Genomic DNA, 19,294 nt, shown 5'->3' on the forward strand with positions numbered 1-19,294 from the left:
TTGCAAGCGATTCCGCGGCCTGCGCTTGTGTAGGAGAGCCCCGTCCGCTCCGCCAAATAAAACGCCCCATTCGAAAGAATGGGGCGTTTTTGTTTGTACTCGGTATTCACCATGCAACGATTGCTGCTCAGGTTGAATGACAAATTTACGCGACACTCCCCAAATAAATGTGAGTTTCATGTATTTTTTCTCTATGGAAATGTTTAAACTAAGCCTGAATTTGCAGTTTCTCAAAAAACAGGAGACCGGCACACGCCGGGGCAGACATGTGTTTGAGGGAACCCGGTCCGCTTTGTGCGGGCCGAGGAAGAAGGGCGTGAGCCGCTCCCCAACGATGTGAGAAGAACCCAAGAGATGGTCAGGCGGATTCGCAAGGTCGTGCAGTGTCATGGACAAACAGGGAAAGCGTGACGACGCGGGGTGATGTCGTCCGGCCTGGGCCTGCACGTAGGCATCTAATGGGATCTACAAGGGGGTAGCGATGAAGCTCGCCAATTTCAACATTGGCGTCCGCCTGGGCGGCGCATTTGCAATAGTCTTGCTGCTGATCGTGGTCACGGCCATGGTCGGCGTCAGGAACCAGTCTTCCAACAATGCTGAAATCAACAGCATCGTCAACGAGAAATACCAGCTCATCGCCTTGAGCAACCAGATCAAGAACAATGGCTACAAGGCCAACGCAGTGCTCTCCAACATCCTGCTGGCCACCACGCCGGAGGCATCGGCCCGGTACATGGATGACTATGCCGGCTTGCGCCGTGCCAACACCGAAGCTTACAAGAAGCTGGAAGGTCTGCTCGATTCCGACAAGACCAAGGCCCTCTATGCAGAACAGACCAAGGCCCGTTCGGCCTATGGGGTGACCGTCCGCAAGTTCTTCGAGCTGATGAAGACCGGCGAGCGCGCCGAGGCCACTACCTTGTACCAGGGCGACATGTCGCGCCTGCAGGTGGATTACTTCGTCATGGTCGACAAGATGGTCAACTCGCTGGCACAGGAAATGGTGGACGATTCCGCGCAGGCCGCTGAAGACGGTCAGCTTGCCGTGATCCAGATGCTCGTGCTGGCAGCCGTGGCCGTGGTGGTGGCCTCGGTGATCGGCGTGCTCATCACGCGCTCCATCACCGCTCCCGTGCGCCACGCCGTCGTACTGGCCGAAGCCGTGGCTCAGGGCGACCTGTCCTACCGCCTCGATGCCGCGGGCAAGGACGAAATCAGTCGTCTGCTGCAGGCGCTGCAGCACATGAGCGATAACCTGCATGACACCGTCTCCAACGTACGCAATGGCACCTCGGCCATCGACATGGCCGCGCGCGAACTGGCACAGGGCAATCTGAGCCTGTCGGATCGCACCGAGCAGCAGGCCAGCTCGCTGGAAGAAACCGCCTCGGCCATGGAGCAACTGACCTCGGCGGTGCGCCAGAATGCCGACAACGCCCGCCAGGCCAGCGAGCTGGCCGTCTCGGCCTCCGACGTGGCAGTGCGGGGCGGGGCATCGGTGGAGCAGGTGGTCAACATCATGAGCGCCATCAGCACCTCCTCCGGCAAGATCGCCGACATCATCACGGTCATCGACGGCATTGCCTTCCAGACCAACCTGCTGGCGCTGAACGCCGCGGTGGAAGCGGCCCGCGCCGGTGAGCACGGACGCGGTTTTGCCGTCGTGGCCAGCGAAGTGCGTGGTCTGGCCCAGCGCAGCGCGGTGGCCGCCAAGGAAATCAAGTCGCTCATCGAGGGATCGGTCGGCCACGTCAAGGCCGGCAGCACCATCGTCGAACAGACCGTGGAGACCATCGATGAAGTCATCGCCAGCATCAAGCACGCCACCGACCTGATCACCGATATCAGCGCCTCCAGCAAGGAGCAGAGCGAGGGCATCGAGCAGATCAACCAGGCCATCAGCCAGATGGACCAGATGACCCAGGAAAACTCGGCCCTGGTGGAGCAGAACGCCGCCGCCTCCAAGGCCCTGCAATCGCAGGCCGAACAGCTGTCGGCACTGATGGGGCGCTTCCGTCTGAGCGAATTGCTGGCCCATGCCTACGCCACGCCACCGCGCAATGGTCCGCGCGAAAAGATCATTCAGCCCGAGCTGTCCCTGATCCAGGGCTGATGCCTCAGCCGGGCGGCGCACCCGCCGCCTGATCCCGGTTCCGCGAGGAGACCGCGCCCGCTTCATCACTGCGGGTGCGACAAGAACAAAGCGTCCCACCATGAACAGCTGCCGCACCAGGCCATCAAGCGCCTGGCAGTCGGCTGGCGGGGGAGGGCGCGCGTCCGTCGCGCGTGTCGTCATCGCCTGCGGGGCGTTGCGCGCGGCCTGCCCACGTCCTTGCCCAGAAAGGTTCGCCATGACGCTCCACCACTCTCCCGCCGCCGCCGAGCAGTTGTCCGATCCGCGCCAGGCCCTGGCCCACGCGCGCATTCACTCCTTCATCGAGGCCTATCGCAACGAAGGCTATCGGATTGCCGACATCGATCCCCTGGGCACGCTCTCCGTGCCCGAAATCCCCGCCTTGCTGCCACAAAGTCATGATCTGAAGGATGAGGACCTGGCCCTGGCCCAACACCGCTTTCTGGATGGGCTGGGTCTGACCAATGTGAAGGAATTGACGCATTTTCTGAGTCGGCTCTATTGCGGACCGCTCGGGCTGGACGCCAGTGGCGTGCGCGATGAAGCGCGCCGCCAGTGGCTCTTCGCCCGGCTGGCCACACGCGACCCCGGTGCCGAGCCGGGAGCCCAGGAGCGTGCCGCCGTGCTGGCCCGGCTGGCTGCTGCGCAGCAGTGGGAGCACTATCTGCAGCAAGACTATCCGCAGGCCAAGCGTTTTTCCCTGGAGGGTTGCGAAGCCCTGCTGGTGTTGATGGATGCCCTGGTCGAACGCAGCAGCTTCTATCAGCTGGAGCGATTGTTCCTGGCCATGCCGCATCGCGGCCGCCTCAATCTGCTGGTGAACCTGATGCAGATGCCGGCCGCCGACATCGTGGCCTACTTTGATGCCAGCCGCACCACGCAAGCGGCAGCTGAGGCCGTGGACCTGCCCTACCACCTCGGTGCCGAGACCGTCCGCGCCACTGCCCATGGCCCCCTGGGCCTGTTCATGGCCCACAATCCCTCGCACCTGGAGAGCGCCTATCCCGTCCTGCTGGGCATGGTGCGCGGCTATCGCGCAGCGCATCCGCAATCGGCCATGCCAGCCTCGGTGGTGATCCATGGTGACGCCGCCTTCTGCGGCCAGGGCGTGGTGATGGAGTCGCTCAAGCTGGCCCAGCATCCCGGCTACACCGTGGGCGGTACGGTGCATGTGATCGTCAACAACCAGATCGGTTTTACCACGCCCAATCCGCTCGATCCCCTCAATCATGGCTATTGCACCGACATCGCCCGCATCGTCGGCGCGCCGGTACTGCACGTCAATGCCGACCAGCCGGAGGCGGTGTTGCGGGCGGCGCGCATGGCCTTTGACTATCGCATGCAGTTCGGCGCCGATGTGGTGATCGACCTGGTCGGCTATCGCCGCTGGGGTCATGCCGAACAGGACACCGCAACCGTGACCCAGCCCCTGCTGCACGGTTTCATCGACAAGCATCCGCCCGTCACGCAGCTCTATGCCCAGGCCGGCTGGCCGGGTTCGGAGGAGGGGGCGGCGTTGCTGGCAGCCAGCAGCCAGCAGGCCCTGGCGGGGTTCCGCGGCAGCCGTGCGTCGGCTCCGGCAAGCGCTCGGAGCGCAGCCGCCTTGGCCGGCAAGCCCGCGGCGCCAGACCTGCAGCGCCTGCGCCAGTTCGTCGAACGCATGACGCGCCTGCCCGAAGACTTTGCCACCCATCCCGCCATCACGCGACTGATCGGCCAGTGGCAGGACTGCGTCAGTACGCCCGATCAGCCCTGCAGCTGGAACTTTGCCGAGAACATGGCCTATGCCTCCTTGCTGTGGGAAGGGCGGGGCCTGCGCATTTCGGGCATGGATGTGCAGCGCGGCACCTTCATGCAGCGCCACGCCGTGTGGCATGCGATCGATGCCGCGCAAGGCGTGCAGCAGGCTTTCTGGCCGCTGCGCCAGGTGGCCGCGCCCGGCACCGCGCTGGAGGTGATCAATTCGCCGCTCAGTGAAGAAGCCGTACTGGGATTCGAATACGGCTTCAGCGTCCAGGCCGCTGCCGGTAATGGCGCTGGCGCCCTGGTGATCTGGGAGGCCCAGTTCGGTGACTTCGTCAATGGCGCCCAGATCATGATTGACCAGTACATCAGCTCAGGCCGCGGCAAATGGGGCTACCCCTCGGCATTGACCGTGCTGCTGCCGCATGGCTATGAGGGCGTGGGACCGGAGCACTCGACCGCTTATCTGAGCCGCATGCTGCTGCTGTGCGCTCAACAGAACCTGCGCGTGGCCTGTCCGGCCAGCTCGGCGCAGTGGTTCCACCTGCTGCGCGAGCAGGCGCTGCAGGCAGACTGTCCACTGGTCGTCTTCACGCCCAAGTCGGTGCTGCATGGCCAGGCGGGTTCGCAGTCGCCGTTGTCGGCGCTGTTGCAGGGCGGCTTCCAGACGCTGATGCCCGACGCCGAGGCACTGCCGGAAGAACAGGTGCGGCGGGTGGTCCTGTGCAGCGGCAAGGTGTATTACGACCTGGTCGATGGACGGACCCGTGCCGGCGATGTGCGGACCGCCTTGCTGACCGTGGAGCAGCTGCATCCCTTCCCGCAGGACAGGCTGGCTGAGGTGTTGCGCAGCTATCCGAACCTGGAGGAAGTGATCTGGGTGCAGGAGGAAGAACGCAAGCAGGGTGCCTGGCTGTGCGTGCGCGATGCCATCGAAGCATCCTTGCCGGCACAGGCAGGACTGCGGGCGGTGACCCGCCCTGATACCGATTCGGGACCGACCGCCTCCAAGACCCGTCATTACGCCCAGCAAGCGGCGCTGGTAGAGGCCGTCTTCCCGGTGTAGGTCGCGGAACTTGCGCCCGCAGAACGAAAAAAAACGGTGTACTTCATCCTGAAGTACACCGCCCACCCCCTCCGGTTTCCCCGGTATCCGTCACAGCTGACGTTGTAGTCCTTACCTTGGCGCATGGTCAAGCTGCAGTGCAATGGCGGCGGCATGATCCTTGGGTCAAAAGCGCGTCATGCCGGCCTGTCGGCCATTCATTCCATCATTTCTTCATTTCTTCATTCATCCGTTCAGTACGTCAGCGTCACGGTCACGGTATCCGAATAGGAACCGGCCAGCGGCGTCTGGGCTGCCGGGATCTGGCCATAGACGGTCAGCGTCTGGGTCAGGCCGGAACCGGTGCCGGTCAGGGTATCGGTGCCAATGGTCGAACCCCAGTTGTTGCTGCGGGCCGAGTCGCGGTACAGCGCATAGTTCAGGGTGCCGCCGCCGGCTGCGCTCATCTTGCGGTTGCTCACCGTGGAGCCGGTGCCGGTGCCGGCATCCAGGCCGACGTTGTAGGCAGTGCCGTTGGTGCACAGCACGGTAATGGTGCCGGTCTGGTTCACCACGCTCTGGGTGTAGGCGCCGAAGGCGATGGCCGAACCAACCACGGTGCAGGCGGCGACCACTGAAGCGCTGATGGTCAGCGTGCCGCTGGCCGTGGCAGCAAAGGAGGTGGGTGCGCTCGAGGCCAGCACCACGGCGGCGATGGAAGCGGCGACGAAACGATTTTGCTTGATGAAGAACATGCTGTTTCTCCTTGTCTGGCTGCCCCGTCCTCGCCCCTTGCAAGAACTTCCCTGTGCAGCGTTGGTATGGAGACACTTTAATTTCTCAGGCCCGTCACCGGCATCCGGCGATTCCCTAGCCCCCCGTCCTTTGGTGTCAGGGAAAACCTGAATCGCAACGAGAACGCCTCTCAAGCTCATCCGTACCACCCGGCGGCGCGCTCAATAGGTGATGAGCACCGTCAAGGTATCCAGATAACTGCCTGCCTTGACGTTCTGGCTGCCGGGCACGCGCCCGTAGACGGTATAGCTCCTGCTCACCGGCGCCAGCAACTGCAGCAGGTATCCATCCGTGATGAAACCGGTGCCGGAGGAGCCATCCCCCCACACCTGGGTGCGCGCGGCATCGAGATAGGTCTGGTAGTTCAGGCTGTTGGTGCCGCTGAGCATCTTGCGCTGCGCATAGGCGCCGCTGCTGCCGGCGCTGAGCTTGACGGTATAGGCGATCAGCAGCGAAACGGTGGCCTGGCAGGTCACGGTGATGCTGCCGCTGTTGTCGATGTGGTTGCTCGACTGCGGGTCATAGAGCCCGAAGGACACCGGATTGGACGCCGCCGAGCACAGCTGCTGCGCCTGTGCCGGCAGGCAGCCGGTGACGATGGCCAGCGCCATGACGGCCAGGGGCAGGGGATGGATCTGGTTCTTCATGTGCTCTCCATGATGCGGGCCGCCCTTCAACGGCAGATCACGACTTCATTGCGCATGCCGCCGTCACTGCGCGCCGGCGGCGTCAGCGTGGCCTGGCAGCGCGCGCCCGAGGGCAACAGCACATCCAGCGTGTTGACCGGCCCGAGCTCCTGCAGATAGCTCACGCCGTCGTAACCGACCGGTGCCTGCAGGCCGCTTTCGCGCACGCGGATGGACGATCCCAGGGGAATGAATTCACCCTTTGCATCCTTGAGGATGAGGGTCACATCGGAGGCGCGCCGGGCATTGAAATGCAGCACCACGCCCGCGCGGTCACGCGGCCGCACGTATTGTTCGGACTGGTCCAGTTGCAGCGTCAGCGGCAGGTCCAGCACGTCCACCGAAATCTTGTTGACGTCATAGGCACGCAGGTCGGTGAGCAGCAATTGCCCCTTGTCGTCGGTACGGCCGACGTAGCGGTTTTCGTTGTAGATGCCCACGTTCTTGACGCCGCTGGTATCGACTACCGCAAAGCTGTCATCGATCCAGTCGGTAGCAAAGGCGCTGCCGTCCATGAAGGCCAGGGCACCGCGCGCACCCAGACGCTCACTGGAGACCTGGGCCGATTGCGAGGCTGCCGCGCTCAGGCTGCCATAACGACTCTTGTAGTTGAGCTGGCCGATGCGCTGGCGATAGCTGCCCTCGGTATCCTGCAGTTGCCAGCCGAGGTCGCCGATGGCCACCGTCGAACGGCTCGCCTGCAGCGTGCTGGTACGCTGGCCATTGTTGTTGCTCACGCTGCCACCGGCCACATCCCGTCCGCCGAAGGGGATGATCAGGCCGATGGTGGCGCCATAGCCGCTGTTGCGGAAGTCCCGGTACGCCGTCAGATAGAGGTTGCTACTGCTGCCCACGGACTTGAACCAGGTCAGGGTGACGGTCTCGCTGTCGGCCAGGCTGCTGGTGCCGAGGTCCGTGAAGAGCAGCGGACTCTTGCTGCGCGCATAGGCCAGGCTCAGTGAGCCGTAGTCACGCAGGTTCAGGCCCAGCGTGGCCAGCGTGGCGCTGCGCGCGACCGGGGCGCCCTGCAGTGCGCCGATATCCTGGTAGCCGCGGGTGGACTGGGTGCGCGACAGTGACAGGCTTACCGGATCGGCGTTGCGCTCGATGGCCAGCGACACCTGCTGACCCGAACTGGCCTGGCTGCTGCTGGCCGCCAGCGAACTGGCCAGCACCGCCCGGTTGCCCAGGTTGAAGACGGCGCCGCCACCGGCCAGCCCGAGTTGGCGCATGGCTTCGGCATGGCCTTCCAGCGTGAGCCAGTCGCTCATGCCATGGCGTGCCGTGCCGGAGAGCGCGAACTGGCCGTAGTCGTTGCTGCGCAGGCCGTAGTTGCGGCGCACCCAGCCACCCTCGGCCGAATAGGAAGACAGGCCCGGTTTCAACAGCCGGTCGGTGGCGTAGAAGTTGATGGTACGGAAGGTCTGGCGCCCCAGTTCATCGGTGACGGCCACGGCGATCTGCCCGGCGCCGCTGGCAATGGGCGGCTGGCGGATCTCGAAGGGGCCGGGGGGGACCGGCTGCGAGAGCTGGCGTACGCCGTTGACGAACAGGTCGACGGTGGAGGGCACCACCGTCTCGCCGCCCAGCGATGGCGTCGGGAAGCGCACCAGGTCCGGCCGCAGGTTGAAATCCGAAGCGTACTGGAAGCCGCCCAGGCGCACCGAGCGGCTCCACGCAAGACTGCCATTGATGACGTCGCCCAGGCGATAGCGCGTGAGCGTGGCCGGGTCCGAATAGGTATAGGTCGATTCCAGCCGCGCCGATACGCCGCCGCTGTTGCCGGCATAGCCCAGGCCGGTGGAACTGAAGACACTGCTGCCGGAGAACCAGCGGGCATCGAACAGCCCGCCCAGTGCATGCTGGTTCTGGCTGCTGGAGGCCAGCAGGTCGTAGTTCAGCACCAGCCCGCGCCCGCCCGGTGACAGGGGGACCTTGCTGGTGATGCTGGCGGCGTCGATGTCGGTGGTATTCATGAAACGGGCTGGAACCGTCAGGTTGATCCTGGCGCCGGCCTCGTCGAGGTCGACCGCCGTGGCAATGGCGCGCAGGGCGATGAGCTCTTCATCGGCGCCATCGACCCGCAGCCTGAGGCTGCGCAACTCCGCCGCCGTGGCATAGAGCGCCTGCTGGCGTCGCGTGAACTGCGCCACCAGGCTGGTGCCCCGGCCATTGATGGAAACCTCCAGCAAGAGGATCTCGTCCCCCGGCTCGGCCGCCCGTGCCAGCGCCACCATGGCCATGAGCAAGACCAGAGTGAGGCAGAGCAAGCAGCGTGCCGCGCGAATCAAGGCACCACGGTGAGTTCGGCCTCAATCGGCCCGGCATCGCTGCTGGCAGTCAGCTTGACTCGGCTGCCCACGGCAAGCGGGGTGTCGTTTTCGATCAGGTATTGCCGGGTGATGCCGGCCAGGGTATAGGGATTGCCGCCGGCCGGGGCACTCAGCTTCTTGCCATTGGGCAGCGTCAGCGCCAGGTCCAGCAGGCGCGCGCGCCGGTTGCCGCTGTTCTCGACCTGCAAGCGCAAGGGCTTGCCGGCGCGCAGCTGGTATTGCAACTGGGCCTTGGGCGGCGTCACCGGTGCGATGAACACCGGCATGGAAATGCGGAACTTGAAATTGATGGTGGCACCCTCGGTCGCCGAGGGGATTTCATCGATCAGCAGACGATAGGCGATCTCGCTGGGCGCGGCAGGCTGTTTGGCCACCACCCGGATCACCTGTGAAGCACCGGGCGCCAGGTTGAACACCGGCGGACTGATGATCAGGTTTTGCGTGGGCTGCAGCTCATCCTTGCTGTCGGCCTGCTGCCAGTCGTAGGCGCGCAGTTGCAGCGAAACGTTGTGACTGTCGTTGTTGACGATCTTGATCACGCCAGCCGTACGCGAGGACGAGAGCTCCAGCACCACCGGGGCAATTTCGAAATTGGAGGCCTGGGCCATCGGCCATCCCCCCGCCAGTGTCAGGCAGGCCAGCGCAGTCGTACGCACCAGCCGCCCCCCTATGGATGCTGAACTCGTCACGCCAGGACATCTCCACTCTGGTTGTCAGATCGTTGTCAGTTTTTTGCTAGATTAAAACGAAACAGGACAACAAGTGTGAAGAAAGTTGCAAGTGAGCCACACAATGTGATCAATAATCAAGAAAATATTTGCTCAACAGTAACCGTCAGGCGCCGGCGCAGAGCACTTGCCCAAGAAAAATGGCGCACTCTCCGGCAAGAGAGTGCGCCAAGGCATGTCGGTACCGGGCGCTGCGCGCCCGCCCTCAGGGTCAGTAGGACAGAGTAATGGCCACGACGTCGCTGTAGCTGCCGGCACGAGCGGTCTGCCCGCTCGGGATGTAGCCATAGACCGGGATGTTCTGGGTGCTGCCATTGCCCACGCCAGCCACGGTATCGCTGCCGTTGCTGTTGCCCCAGGAACGGGTGCGTGCGGCGTCCTGATACAGACCATAGTTGAGCGTATTGACGCCATCGGTCGTGCTCAGCTTGCGCGTGGCCACATTGGCACCGCTTCCGGTCCCGGCATCCAGGCTGACGGTATAGCTGGTGCCATTGGAGCAGGCCACGCCGATCTGCGCGTTCTGCTGCAGCGCGCTGGCGGCATAGGTCCCGAAGGGCAGGGCGGCGCTCTGCACCACGCATTGCGAGGGCACGATGGCCGAAACGTCGAGGTTGCCAGTGGCAGAGACAGCCAGCGCATCCAGGTTGGCGCAGCACAGCAGGCCGGCCGCCAGTAACAGGGAATGGGAATTTTTCATCAGAAGACGCGCCGTCAAAGCTCAGGAAAAGACCCTGAAAAAACAGGTAAACATCGGAATCTATTATAGAATTAATTCGAATAAACAATCGGAAAATGCCGGATGCCGATGCAGGATGCGCTTCTCCTGCTGCATCCCCGCAACAGCGTTTTCCATGAATTCGAAGAATTTGGTTCCATTTGCTGACAGAAAGAAAACAGTTGATATCGGATTGCCATCACACCGATATCGGGACAGGCAGCAAGGAGAAACTTCGGCAGCCCCATTCAAGCCCTGGCGCAGACAGGGGGGCGGGCAGCCGGGGGGGAATGCCGAGGTCGCATCAGGCGGCGTTGGCATGCGCGGTTCCCGTCAATGCAGATGTGTGAAAAACCGTGCAGCCTTGCTTCATGCACGCCGCTTTCGGGCCGATGGTCGGGTAACCGGCTGTCAAGCCGGAAGCGTGACTGGCAGACCAATGAAACGTGAACCATGCCGATAACTAGACAAAGCGGACTGGCGCGCGCCAGCACCGGCATTTTCTTCCTGCTGGCCCTGCTGCTGTCGCTGGGGGTAGCTGCATTTTCCTACCACAGCGTGCGCGATTTCGAGCAGCACGCCGTGTGGCTGCAGCATAGCCACCAGGTGATCAACAAGCTGGAACAAACCAATTCCACCGTACGCGACGTGGTCAGCAATTCGCGCGGATTCGCGCTGTCGGGCCGGGAAGAATATCGCGACGGCTTCGATACCGGCCAACGCCAGATCACCGTATTGCTGCAGGAGTTGCGTGAGCTGCTGAGCGACAACCCGCAGCAGACGCGCCTGCTGCGGCAGACCGAAGAGCTGGTGCAGCAGCGTCTGCAGTTGTCGCGCCAGTTGATGGCATTGAGCCCCGAGCAGGGGCGCATCCGCGTGCTTGAGGGCAAGGCGCTGAGCGATCATATCCGCCAGGGCTTCGAGCAGATGAAGGGCAACGAGAACGCGCTGCTGGCCACGCGCGCGCGTGACACCGCGATGAGCGCGAATCTGACCATCTTCATGGTCATCAGCGGCAGCCTGCTGAGCATGGCGCTGCTGCTGCTGGTCTATCGCAAGCTGCGCAAGGAAATGGCGCGGCGGGTGGAAGCCCAGCAGCGCGCCCAGGCCTATTCGGACGAGATCGAGGACCTCTACAACAACGCGCCCTGCGGCTATCACTCGGTGGACGAGAGCGACAAGGTCATCATCAAGATCAACGATACCGAACTCAAATGGCTGGGCTATACGCGCGAACAGGTGGTCGGCCGCATGACCCAGGCCGACCTGCTGACCCCGGCCAGCGCCCGGCGTTATGCCCAGGAGCTGCATCCGCAGTTCCTGCTCAAGCGCGAGATCAGCGGCATCGACCTCAATTTCCGGCGTGCCGATGGCAGTGAATTCACTGCATTGGTGAACGCCACGGCCATCCCCAGTCGCGACAACAGCAAGCTCATCAGCCGCACCGTCATCTATGACATCTCCGAGCGCAAGCGCGCCGAGGAAGAGATCGAGGCCCTCAATGCCGACCTGGAACGCCAGGCCCAGCATCTGCACAACGTGAACAAGGAACTGGAGAGCTTTTCCTATTCGGTCTCGCACGACTTGCGCGCGCCCCTGCGCGCCATCTCCGGTTATGCCATGATCCTGGAAGAGGATTACGCCCATGCCATCGACGAGAAGGGACGCGAGCAATTGCAGGTGATCCGGCGCAACGTGCGCAAGATGGATGCGCTGATCAATGACCTGCTCAAGCTGGCCAAGTCCACCACCGGTGAACTGACCTTGCAGCGCTTCTCGATGGAGGAACTGGTGGGTCAGGTGGTGGCCGGTCTGCAGCAGGAAAACCCCGGCGTGATCTTCGAGGTGGCGCATCTGGAAGGCGCCGTGGCCAATCGCGGCCTGATTGCCCAGGTATGGGAAAACCTGCTTGCCAACGCCGTGAAGTTCAGCAGCCGCAGCGAACAGCCGCGCGTGCGCGTGACCATGCAGGCCGATGCCGAAGAATACGTCTACGGTGTGCACGACAACGGCGTCGGCTTTGACATGCGCTATGCCCACAAGCTCTTTGGCACCTTCCAGCGCCTGCACCGCCAGGAGGAATATGCCGGCACCGGCATCGGCCTGGCGCTGGTGCAGCGCATCGTGGTGCGCCACACCGGCCGGGTATGGGCCGAGAGCAAGCCCAGGGAAGGTGCCAGCTTCTACTTTGCGCTGCCACGCAAGGGGGTGGTCCCCAGCCTGGGCGAGTCGCGTCGCTCTTCCGACGAAAATTGAGGAGGTCAACTCCGTGAGCCAGATTGAGAGACAGGTCCCATGAGCATTCCCCTGCGCGTACTGTTCGTCGAAGACATGGAAGAAGACGCCGTGCTGATGGTGCGCGAGTTGAAGCGCGGCGGCTTCGATCCGGCCTGGGAACGGGTCGACGACGAACAGGCCCTGTTGGCGGCGCTGCAGGCGCAGCGCTGGGACATCGTCATCTCGGATTATTCCATGCCCATGTTCTCGGGCGTGGAAGCCTTGAAGCTGGTCAAGGCCCACAACGACCAGACGCCCTTCATCATCGTCTCCGGCGTGATCGGCGAACAGACGGCGGTGGAAGTGATGAAGGCCGGCGCCCAGGATTACTTCTTGAAAAGCGCCATCGCCCGCCTGCCGCACGCGGTTGACCGCGAGCTGCGCGACGCCCAGGCGCGGCGCAAGCAACGCGCCAGCGCCCAGGCCCTGCGCGAGATGCAGGCGCGCTTCAATGCCTTCATGAACGCGGCCCCCATGCCGACCTGGATCAAGGATGCGCAGCTGCGCTACAGCTACGTCAACCCGGCGCAATCGGCTTTCTACGGCATGACCCCGCATGACATGGATGGCATGACCGATGCCGAGCTGATGACCACGGGCGGTGCCGAAGCCTCGCGCGAATACGACCGCAAGGTGCTCGAAGAAAAGTGCGAGCTGCACACCCAGGAAACCGTGTTCGACCATAACCACAACGCCCGCATCCTCGATGTGGTGCGCTTCCCGATCAGCGGCGAAGGCAAGGGTGACATGGTGGCCGGTCTGGCCATCGACGTTACCGAGCGCGAGCAGTCGCGCCGCGAGCTGGAGCTGGCGATCCAGCGCCAGCAACTGCTGTCCTCGCGCGTGATCGAGGTGCAGGAGCGCGAACGCCAGCACCTGGCGCGCGGCCTGCATGATGACGTCGGCCAGTCGCTCACCGCCCTGAAGATCAACCTGGAAACCATCAAGAAGACCGGTTCTCTGGAAGGCCCCTCGCTGCAGAACGGCATCGACATCGTCACCGCCGTGCTGGCCCAGGTGCGCAGCCTGTCGCTGGACCTGCGCCCGCCGCAGCTGGACAACCTGGGACTGATCGCGGCCCTGCGTTCCTACGTGGAGCAGAAGTCCAAGCTGGCCAACGTGCATGGCTGGTTCGAGAGCAGCGGCCATGACGGAGAATTGCACCACGACATCGAGAACACCGCCTTTCGCATCGTGCAGGAAGCGGTCACCAACATCCTGCGCCATGCGAAGTGCCAGAACATCTGGGTCAAGATCGACCGCCAGCAGGATCAGGTCTATCTGAGCATCCGCGATGACGGCCGTGGTTTTGACATCGAGCGTGCGCGCAGCAACGCCATTTCCGGCACCAGTTTCGGCCTGCTCAACATGGAAGAGCGGGCGGTGCTGGTAGGCGGCTCCATGGATATCACTTCGGCGCCCGGCGCAGGGACGGAAATCGTCATGCACCTGCCGGTCGCCCCCATCGTCAGGAGGATGTAAATGCTTACTCGAATCATGCTGGCCGACGACCACGCCCTGGTGCGCAGCGGCATCAAGGCCCTGCTCACCGCCATGCCGGGCGTGGAGGTGGTAGGTGAGGCCTCCGATGGCGCCGAGGTCATCGAGATGATCCCGCAATTGAAACCCGACCTGGTGCTGCTGGACATCGCCATGAAAGGCATGAACGGCCTGGAAGCGCTGCGCCGCCTGCGGGGCGAGTACCCGACCATCCGCTTCCTGATGCTGTCCATGTATGGCAGCGAGGAATACGTGATGCAGGCCTTGAATGCCGGGGCCAACGGCTATCTCTTCAAGGATTCGGCCGCCACCGAGCTGGAAAAAGCCCTGTATGAAGTAAAACACGGTCGCCAGTATCTGGATTCGCACATCTCGCGCGAGGCGCTGGATAACTATATGAAGCGTGTTGCACAAAACGGTACGCCCGTCGAAGTGCTGACCCCGCGCCAGCGCGAAATCCTGCAGTTGATCGCCGAAGGCAACAATACCAAGGAGATCGCCTACCAGTTGAACGTCAGCGCCAAGACCATCGAGACCCACCGGGCGCAGCTGATGGAGCGCCTGGACATCCGCGACGTGCCCGGCCTGGTGCGCTATGCCATCCGCACCGGGATTGCCACTCCGGACAAGTGACAAAAGCCTTGAGTGAAGAGATATTCACATTCAGGAAAATTCTGAGTTTTTTTGAAAATGCCTGTGCAATAATCCCCTGACAGTACGGGAATCGGCGTCGGTACTGGTGTGAAGCAGAGCGCCGATGCTGGAACGAAGCCGCAGGGCAGCTGCCGCAGTCACCTTGACTGGTCGGCGTTGCCTCCGGGGATGGGCGGGGCAGGCGGCAACGCGATGCAGGATGACTGTGATGTGGTCATCCAGACAAGAACGGTTCCAGCGTGACATTTATTGAAGAAAGCGATCCATCCATGGATATCGAGCAATATGACATCATCCTCGTCGACGACAGCCCGGAAGTGGCGGAGTTGACACGCCTGGCGCTGGGCAGCCGCAAGCTGGCCGACAAGCTGACCTGGTTTGCCGATGCGGAGCTGGCCGAGGAATTCTTCTTCCAGGGGGAATACGCCAATCGCCGCGACCTGCACCCCTACCTGATCCTGCTGGACCTGAACCTGCCGCTGATGAGCGGGCACGATTTCCTGAAGATCATCAAGTCCAATGCCGCCACCTCGCACATTCCGGTGGTGATGTTTTCTTCTTCGGACGACCAGCGCGACATCAACCAGAGCTATGAACTGGGCGCCAATGGTTACGTTGTCAAATCCACGGACCCCAAGGAGTTCATGGGGACGGTGGCCGATACCGGCATTTACTGGCGCAACCGCAATCGTCCGGCGCGCGGGGATGAGGCGGCCACGCCCTGAGCGGCGCGATACGCCCACGAAAAAGCGCGGCCTGGCCGCGCTTTTTTCATGTCTTCATGCCCCGTGCCCGGGGATGCGTTTCACCCCGGAAATTGCCGCAGACCTTCCAGGTCATTGATGGTGATGCTGCCATAGTCGACCTTCAGCAGGCCCGCCTTTTCCAGCACTTGCAGGGCCTGGTTGGCGCGTTGGCGCGAGGTGCCGGAGAGGTTGCCGACTTCCTCCTGCGAGATTTGCAGATTCAGGCCGATGCCCGGATTCAGATAGGGATTGAACAGCGCCGCCAGGCAGCGCGCCACGCGGGCATCCGGCTCCAGCATGCGGTCGTATTCCACCAGCGAAATGAACAGCGCCAGACGCTCGTTCAATTGCGTGACCAGGAAGCGGTTGAAGGGGATGCTGTTGTCCAGCAGCCAGATGTAGGTGGCCTTGGGCATGTACAGCAATTCGCTCTCGCGCAAAGCCACCACGTCATACCTGCGCGGTTCGTCCTTGAGCAGCGAACCCTCGCCCAGCCAGCCGCCGTTGGCCATGCCCGCAAAAGAGACGGTCTTGCCCTCGGGCGAGACACTGCTCATCTTCAGCAAGCCTTCATGTACGCCGATCCAGTGCGCCACCGGATCGCCCTTGCGGCAGACGTAACCGCCGGCCGGGATCTTGCGGCTGACTACCTCCGCCTCGACCCGGGCCAGCTGTTCTTCGGTCAGCGCCTGCGCCCAGATGCTCTTGGACAGCATGCGTCGAATTGATGTCTCCATGATGATGCGTCGCAATATCGAAAGTTTTGTCAATTGTCGGTGAGATGACATCCACTGGCAACCACTCAAACTACTATCATCGCAAAAAAGGCCCTGACCAAAAGGTCTGGCCAAACAAAGAGACAGGACGGCTGGCATGCCAGACATCATGACTGCGGCAGTAAGAGCAGCGTAAGCCTGGCAGCACAGACTGATCCCACACCGGATTCGTATCCTCATGCAATCCCATGAAGGAAACGGATCTTTCGAACCTGCACAAGAAGGTGGGAAATGGTGGAGACGAGACAAGACAAGCAAGCCGCGACCTTTCCGCGGCTGTTGCAGGCACATGCCCAACGACGCCCCGAACGGGCGGCCTTCCGCGAGAAGGATCTGGGCATCTGGCAGACCACGACCTGGCGCCAGGTGGCCGAGGAGGTGCGCAGCTTTGCCTGTGGCCTGGCCGCATTGGGTTTCAAGCGCGGCATGAGCCTGGCCATCATCGGCAACAACTGCCCGCGCCTGTACTGGGCCATGAGCGCGGCCCAGGCGCTGGGTGGCATGCCGGTGCCGCTGTATCAGGATGCGCCTGCGGCTGACATGGCCTACGTGCTGGCCGATGCCAACGTCGACTTCGTCATGGCCGAAGATCAGGAGCAGGTCGACAAGGTCTTCGAGATCAAGGAAAACCTGCCCCGCATTGCCCACGTCATCTATGACGACGAGCGCGGCATGCGCAACTACCATCAGCCCGAGCTGCTGTCCTTTGCCCGCGTGCAGGAACTGGGCCGTGCCTACGAACATGCGCATCCGGGATTCTTCGAGCAGGAGGTGGCGGCGGGCTCGCCCGATGACGTGGCCATCATCCTCTACACCTCCGGCACCACCGGCAAGCCCAAGGGCGTGTGCCACTCGCATCGGGCCATGATCACCACCGCTACCACGCTGGTGGAATTCGATCATCTCGACGAGAACGACGACATCCTCTGCTATCTGCCGCTGGCCTGGGTCGGAGACTTCCTGTATTCCTTCGCGCAGCAGCACGTGGCCGGCTTCTGCCTGAATTGCCCGGAGTCGCCCAACACGGTCATGAGCGACCTGCGCGAGATCGGCCCGACGTATTACTTTGCACCGCCGCGCGTCTACGAAAACATCCTCACGCAAGTGATGATCCGCATCGAGGATGCCGGCTGGATCAAACGCAAGATGTTCCATGGCTTCATGAAGGTGGCGCGCCGGGTCGGCATGCGCATCCTTGATGGCAAGCCGGGCGTGTCGCTGGCAGACCGCCTGCAATACGCCATCGGCAACCTGCTGGTCTACGGGCCGCTCAAGAACGTGCTGGGCATGTCGCGCCTGCGCGTGGCCTATACCGGCGGCGAGGCCATCGGTCCGGACCTGTTCGACTTCTATCGCTCGCTGGGCATCAACCTCAAACAACTCTACGGCATGACCGAGACCTGCGTGACGGTCTGCATGCAGCCCTCCGGTGACGTCAAGCTCGATAGCGTGGGCCGTCCCATGAAGGGCGTGGAAGTGCGCATCGATGCCAACGGTGAAGTACTGGTGCGCTCGCCGGGCCTGATGAAGGAATATTTCAAGCGGCCCGATGCCACCGCCGAAGCCATCGACCAGGACGGCTACTTCCATACGGGAGATGCAGGTTTCTTCGACAGCGACGGCCACCTCAAGATCATCGACCGCGCCAAGGATGTCGGCAAGATGGCAAGCGGCAGCATGTTCGCGCCCAAGTACATCGAGAACAAGCTGAAGTTCTTCCCCTTCATCAAGGAAGCGGTGGCCTTCGGCAGCGGTCGCCAGCAGTGCATGGCCTTCATCAACATCGACATGGATGCCGTGGGCAACTGGGCCGAGCGTCGCAACCTGCCCTACAGCGGCTACACCGACCTGGCCGCCAACCCGGCGGTCTACGAGCTGGTGCGCGAGTGCGTGGAAAAGGTCAATGCAGACCTGGTGGCGGACCCCTTGCTGGCCGATTCGCAGATCCATCGCTTCCTGATCCTGCACAAGGAACTGGATCCCGACGACGAGGAGCTCACCCGTACCCGCAAGGTCCGGCGCGGCTTCATCGCCGACAAGTACGCAGTGCTCATCGAGGCGCTCTACGCAGGCCACGCGTCGCAGTACATTGAGACCCAGGTCAAGTTCGAGGATGGTCGCCAGGGCATGATTTCGGCCGACCTCAGAATCGCCGACGCCAGGACCTACCAGACGCTGCAAAGCGCCGCCTGAGCCGCCCGCAGTCCCGTCCCGGAGGCGTCATCGCATCCGGCTTGCAGCGTAGCCCGACCAGACCACCGCTGAATGAACACCACCATGAAACGACACCTGAGTTCCGAAATTCTGCCTGCGGGCCTGCCGCCGGTGGCCAGCCCCGATGACCAAGCCCCGGTGGTGGCCGCCAATGGCCGCCGCATCGGCGAGGTGATCCTCGATCTGCAGAACATCTCGCTGTCCTTCGGTGGCGTCAAGGCGCTCACCGATATTTCCTTCAACGTGCGTGAGCATGAGATCCGCGCCATCATCGGTCCCAATGGCGCCGGCAAGAGTTCGATGATCAACGTCATCAACGGCGTCTACCATCCGCAGAAGGGCAGCATCCTCTATCGCGGCCAGCCCCGCCTGGGCATGCACCCCAGCAGCATCGCGCGCCAGGGCATCGCCCGCACCTTCCAGAACATTGCGCTCTTCAAGGGCATGACGGTACTGGACAACATCATGACCGGCCGCAACACCAAGATGCGTTCCGGCCTGCTCTCCAACGCCCTGTGGTGGGGGGCGGCCCGCAACGAGGAAATCGAACATCGGCGCAAAGTCGAAGAAGTGATCGATTTCCTCGAAATTCAGCACATCCGCAAGACGCCCGTGGGGCGCCTGCCTTACGGCCTGCAAAAGCGTGTGGAACTGGCGCGCGCACTGGCGGCCGAGCCGCACATGCTGCTGCTGGACGAACCCATGGCCGGCATGAACGTGGAAGAAAAACAGGACATGTGCCGCTTCATCCTCGATGTCAATGACCAGTTCGGTACCACCATCGTGCTCATCGAACACGACATGGGCGTGGTCATGGATATCTCGGATCGTGTGGTGGTACTGGATTACGGCAAGAAGATCGGTGATGGCACGCCCGATGAAGTGATGTGCAATGAAGACGTGATCAAGGCATACCTCGGGACTTCGCACTGAGCGCTGCAAGCC

Annotated in this window: 15 protein-coding genes; 8 read left to right on the forward strand and 7 right to left on the reverse strand. The window is 62.7% G+C overall.

Going from position 1 to position 19,294, the window contains the following annotated elements:
• On the reverse strand, positions 1-180 hold a 180-nt coding region (locus HNO82_RS22100; RefSeq protein WP_217509856.1), incomplete at its 3' end, for a hypothetical protein.
• A 301-nt stretch (positions 181-481) separates the two neighbouring features.
• Between HNO82_RS22100 and HNO82_RS08790 the strand changes: the two genes are divergently transcribed.
• Positions 482-2,113 (forward strand): methyl-accepting chemotaxis protein, encoded by a 1,632-nt coding sequence (locus HNO82_RS08790; RefSeq protein ID WP_008329416.1) that lies wholly within the window; start codon positions 482-484, stop codon positions 2,111-2,113.
• A 238-nt stretch (positions 2,114-2,351) separates the two neighbouring features.
• Positions 2,352-4,943 (forward strand): 2-oxoglutarate dehydrogenase E1 component, encoded by a 2,592-nt coding sequence (locus HNO82_RS08795; protein ID WP_175343430.1) that lies wholly within the window; start codon positions 2,352-2,354, stop codon positions 4,941-4,943.
• A gap of 233 nt (positions 4,944-5,176) precedes the next feature.
• Here HNO82_RS08795 and HNO82_RS08800 read toward each other — a convergent pair whose 3' ends face one another.
• The 5 genes from HNO82_RS08800 to HNO82_RS08820 form a co-directional block, all read right to left on the reverse strand.
• Positions 5,177-5,677, reverse strand: a complete 501-nt coding sequence (locus HNO82_RS08800; RefSeq protein WP_008329413.1) for a Csu type fimbrial protein — start codon at positions 5,675-5,677, stop codon at positions 5,177-5,179.
• 201 nt (positions 5,678-5,878) lie between these two features.
• Complete coding sequence (locus HNO82_RS08805; RefSeq protein ID WP_175343431.1) at positions 5,879-6,364, reverse strand: Csu type fimbrial protein; 486 nt, start codon at positions 6,362-6,364, stop codon at positions 5,879-5,881.
• 26 nt (positions 6,365-6,390) lie between these two features.
• Positions 6,391-8,673, reverse strand: coding sequence for a fimbria/pilus outer membrane usher protein (locus tag HNO82_RS08810; protein ID WP_175343432.1), 2,283 nt, complete (start codon positions 8,671-8,673; stop codon positions 6,391-6,393).
• 17 nt (positions 8,674-8,690) lie between these two features.
• Complete coding sequence (locus HNO82_RS08815) at positions 8,691-9,425, reverse strand: fimbrial biogenesis chaperone (protein ID WP_349627554.1); 735 nt, start codon at positions 9,423-9,425, stop codon at positions 8,691-8,693.
• Between the two features lie 250 nt (positions 9,426-9,675).
• Positions 9,676-10,164 (reverse strand): Csu type fimbrial protein, encoded by a 489-nt coding sequence (locus tag HNO82_RS08820; RefSeq protein WP_175343433.1) that lies wholly within the window; start codon positions 10,162-10,164, stop codon positions 9,676-9,678.
• A gap of 471 nt (positions 10,165-10,635) precedes the next feature.
• On the opposite strand from HNO82_RS08820, the gene HNO82_RS08825 reads away from it, so the two are divergent.
• The 4 genes from HNO82_RS08825 (at position 10,636) to HNO82_RS08840 (ending at position 15,338) form a co-directional block, all read left to right on the forward strand.
• Entirely contained in the window at positions 10,636-12,438 is a 1,803-nt protein-coding gene (locus HNO82_RS08825) for a sensor histidine kinase (RefSeq protein ID WP_175343434.1), read from the forward strand.
• Between the two features lie 39 nt (positions 12,439-12,477).
• The gene (locus HNO82_RS08830) at positions 12,478-13,941 is read left to right on the forward strand and encodes a hybrid sensor histidine kinase/response regulator (protein ID WP_008329402.1); all 1,464 of its coding nucleotides are present in this window, start codon (positions 12,478-12,480) and stop codon (positions 13,939-13,941) included.
• Positions 13,942-14,592: a response regulator gene (locus HNO82_RS08835; protein WP_008329401.1), complete on the forward strand. Its 651-nt coding sequence runs from the start codon at positions 13,942-13,944 to the stop codon at positions 14,590-14,592. It abuts the gene before it with no gap.
• A gap of 290 nt (positions 14,593-14,882) precedes the next feature.
• Positions 14,883-15,338 (forward strand): response regulator, encoded by a 456-nt coding sequence (locus tag HNO82_RS08840; RefSeq protein WP_175343435.1) that lies wholly within the window; start codon positions 14,883-14,885, stop codon positions 15,336-15,338.
• An 80-nt stretch (positions 15,339-15,418) separates the two neighbouring features.
• On the opposite strand, the gene HNO82_RS08845 is transcribed toward HNO82_RS08840, so the two are convergent.
• Positions 15,419-16,096, reverse strand: coding sequence for a Crp/Fnr family transcriptional regulator (locus HNO82_RS08845; RefSeq protein WP_008329393.1), 678 nt, complete (start codon positions 16,094-16,096; stop codon positions 15,419-15,421).
• A gap of 270 nt (positions 16,097-16,366) precedes the next feature.
• On the opposite strand from HNO82_RS08845, the gene HNO82_RS08850 reads away from it, so the two are divergent.
• The gene (locus HNO82_RS08850) at positions 16,367-18,328 is read left to right on the forward strand and encodes an AMP-dependent synthetase/ligase (RefSeq protein WP_175343436.1); all 1,962 of its coding nucleotides are present in this window, start codon (positions 16,367-16,369) and stop codon (positions 18,326-18,328) included.
• 72 nt (positions 18,329-18,400) lie between these two features.
• Entirely contained in the window at positions 18,401-19,282 is an 882-nt protein-coding gene (locus HNO82_RS08855) for an ABC transporter ATP-binding protein (RefSeq protein WP_175343437.1), read from the forward strand.
• Positions 19,283-19,294 lie beyond the last annotated feature (12 nt).

The sequence above is a fragment of the Herbaspirillum sp. C9C3 genome, assembly GCF_013359625.1.
Taxonomy (GTDB): Bacteria; Pseudomonadota; Gammaproteobacteria; order Burkholderiales; family Burkholderiaceae_D; genus Herbaspirillum.

What these genes read in the sequence shown, in the direction of transcription:
- HNO82_RS08790 (WP_008329416.1), top strand. Translation starts at nt 482, where the DNA reads ATGAAGCTCGCCAATTTCAACATTGGCGTCCGCCTGGGCGGCGCATTT.
- HNO82_RS08795 (WP_175343430.1), top strand. Translation starts at nt 2,352, where the DNA reads ATGACGCTCCACCACTCTCCCGCCGCCGCCGAGCAGTTGTCCGATCCG.
- HNO82_RS08800 (WP_008329413.1), bottom strand. Translation starts at nt 5,677, where the DNA reads ATGTTCTTCATCAAGCAAAATCGTTTCGTCGCCGCTTCCATCGCCGCC.
- HNO82_RS08805 (WP_175343431.1), bottom strand. Translation starts at nt 6,364, where the DNA reads ATGAAGAACCAGATCCATCCCCTGCCCCTGGCCGTCATGGCGCTGGCC.
- HNO82_RS08820 (WP_175343433.1), bottom strand. Translation starts at nt 10,164, where the DNA reads ATGAAAAATTCCCATTCCCTGTTACTGGCGGCCGGCCTGCTGTGCTGC.
- HNO82_RS08825 (WP_175343434.1), top strand. Translation starts at nt 10,636, where the DNA reads ATGCCGATAACTAGACAAAGCGGACTGGCGCGCGCCAGCACCGGCATT.
- HNO82_RS08830 (WP_008329402.1), top strand. Translation starts at nt 12,478, where the DNA reads ATGAGCATTCCCCTGCGCGTACTGTTCGTCGAAGACATGGAAGAAGAC.
- HNO82_RS08835 (WP_008329401.1), top strand. Translation starts at nt 13,942, where the DNA reads ATGCTTACTCGAATCATGCTGGCCGACGACCACGCCCTGGTGCGCAGC.
- HNO82_RS08840 (WP_175343435.1), top strand. Translation starts at nt 14,883, where the DNA reads ATGGATATCGAGCAATATGACATCATCCTCGTCGACGACAGCCCGGAA.
- HNO82_RS08845 (WP_008329393.1), bottom strand. Translation starts at nt 16,096, where the DNA reads ATGGAGACATCAATTCGACGCATGCTGTCCAAGAGCATCTGGGCGCAG.
- HNO82_RS08850 (WP_175343436.1), top strand. Translation starts at nt 16,367, where the DNA reads ATGGTGGAGACGAGACAAGACAAGCAAGCCGCGACCTTTCCGCGGCTG.
- HNO82_RS08855 (WP_175343437.1), top strand. Translation starts at nt 18,401, where the DNA reads ATGAACACCACCATGAAACGACACCTGAGTTCCGAAATTCTGCCTGCG.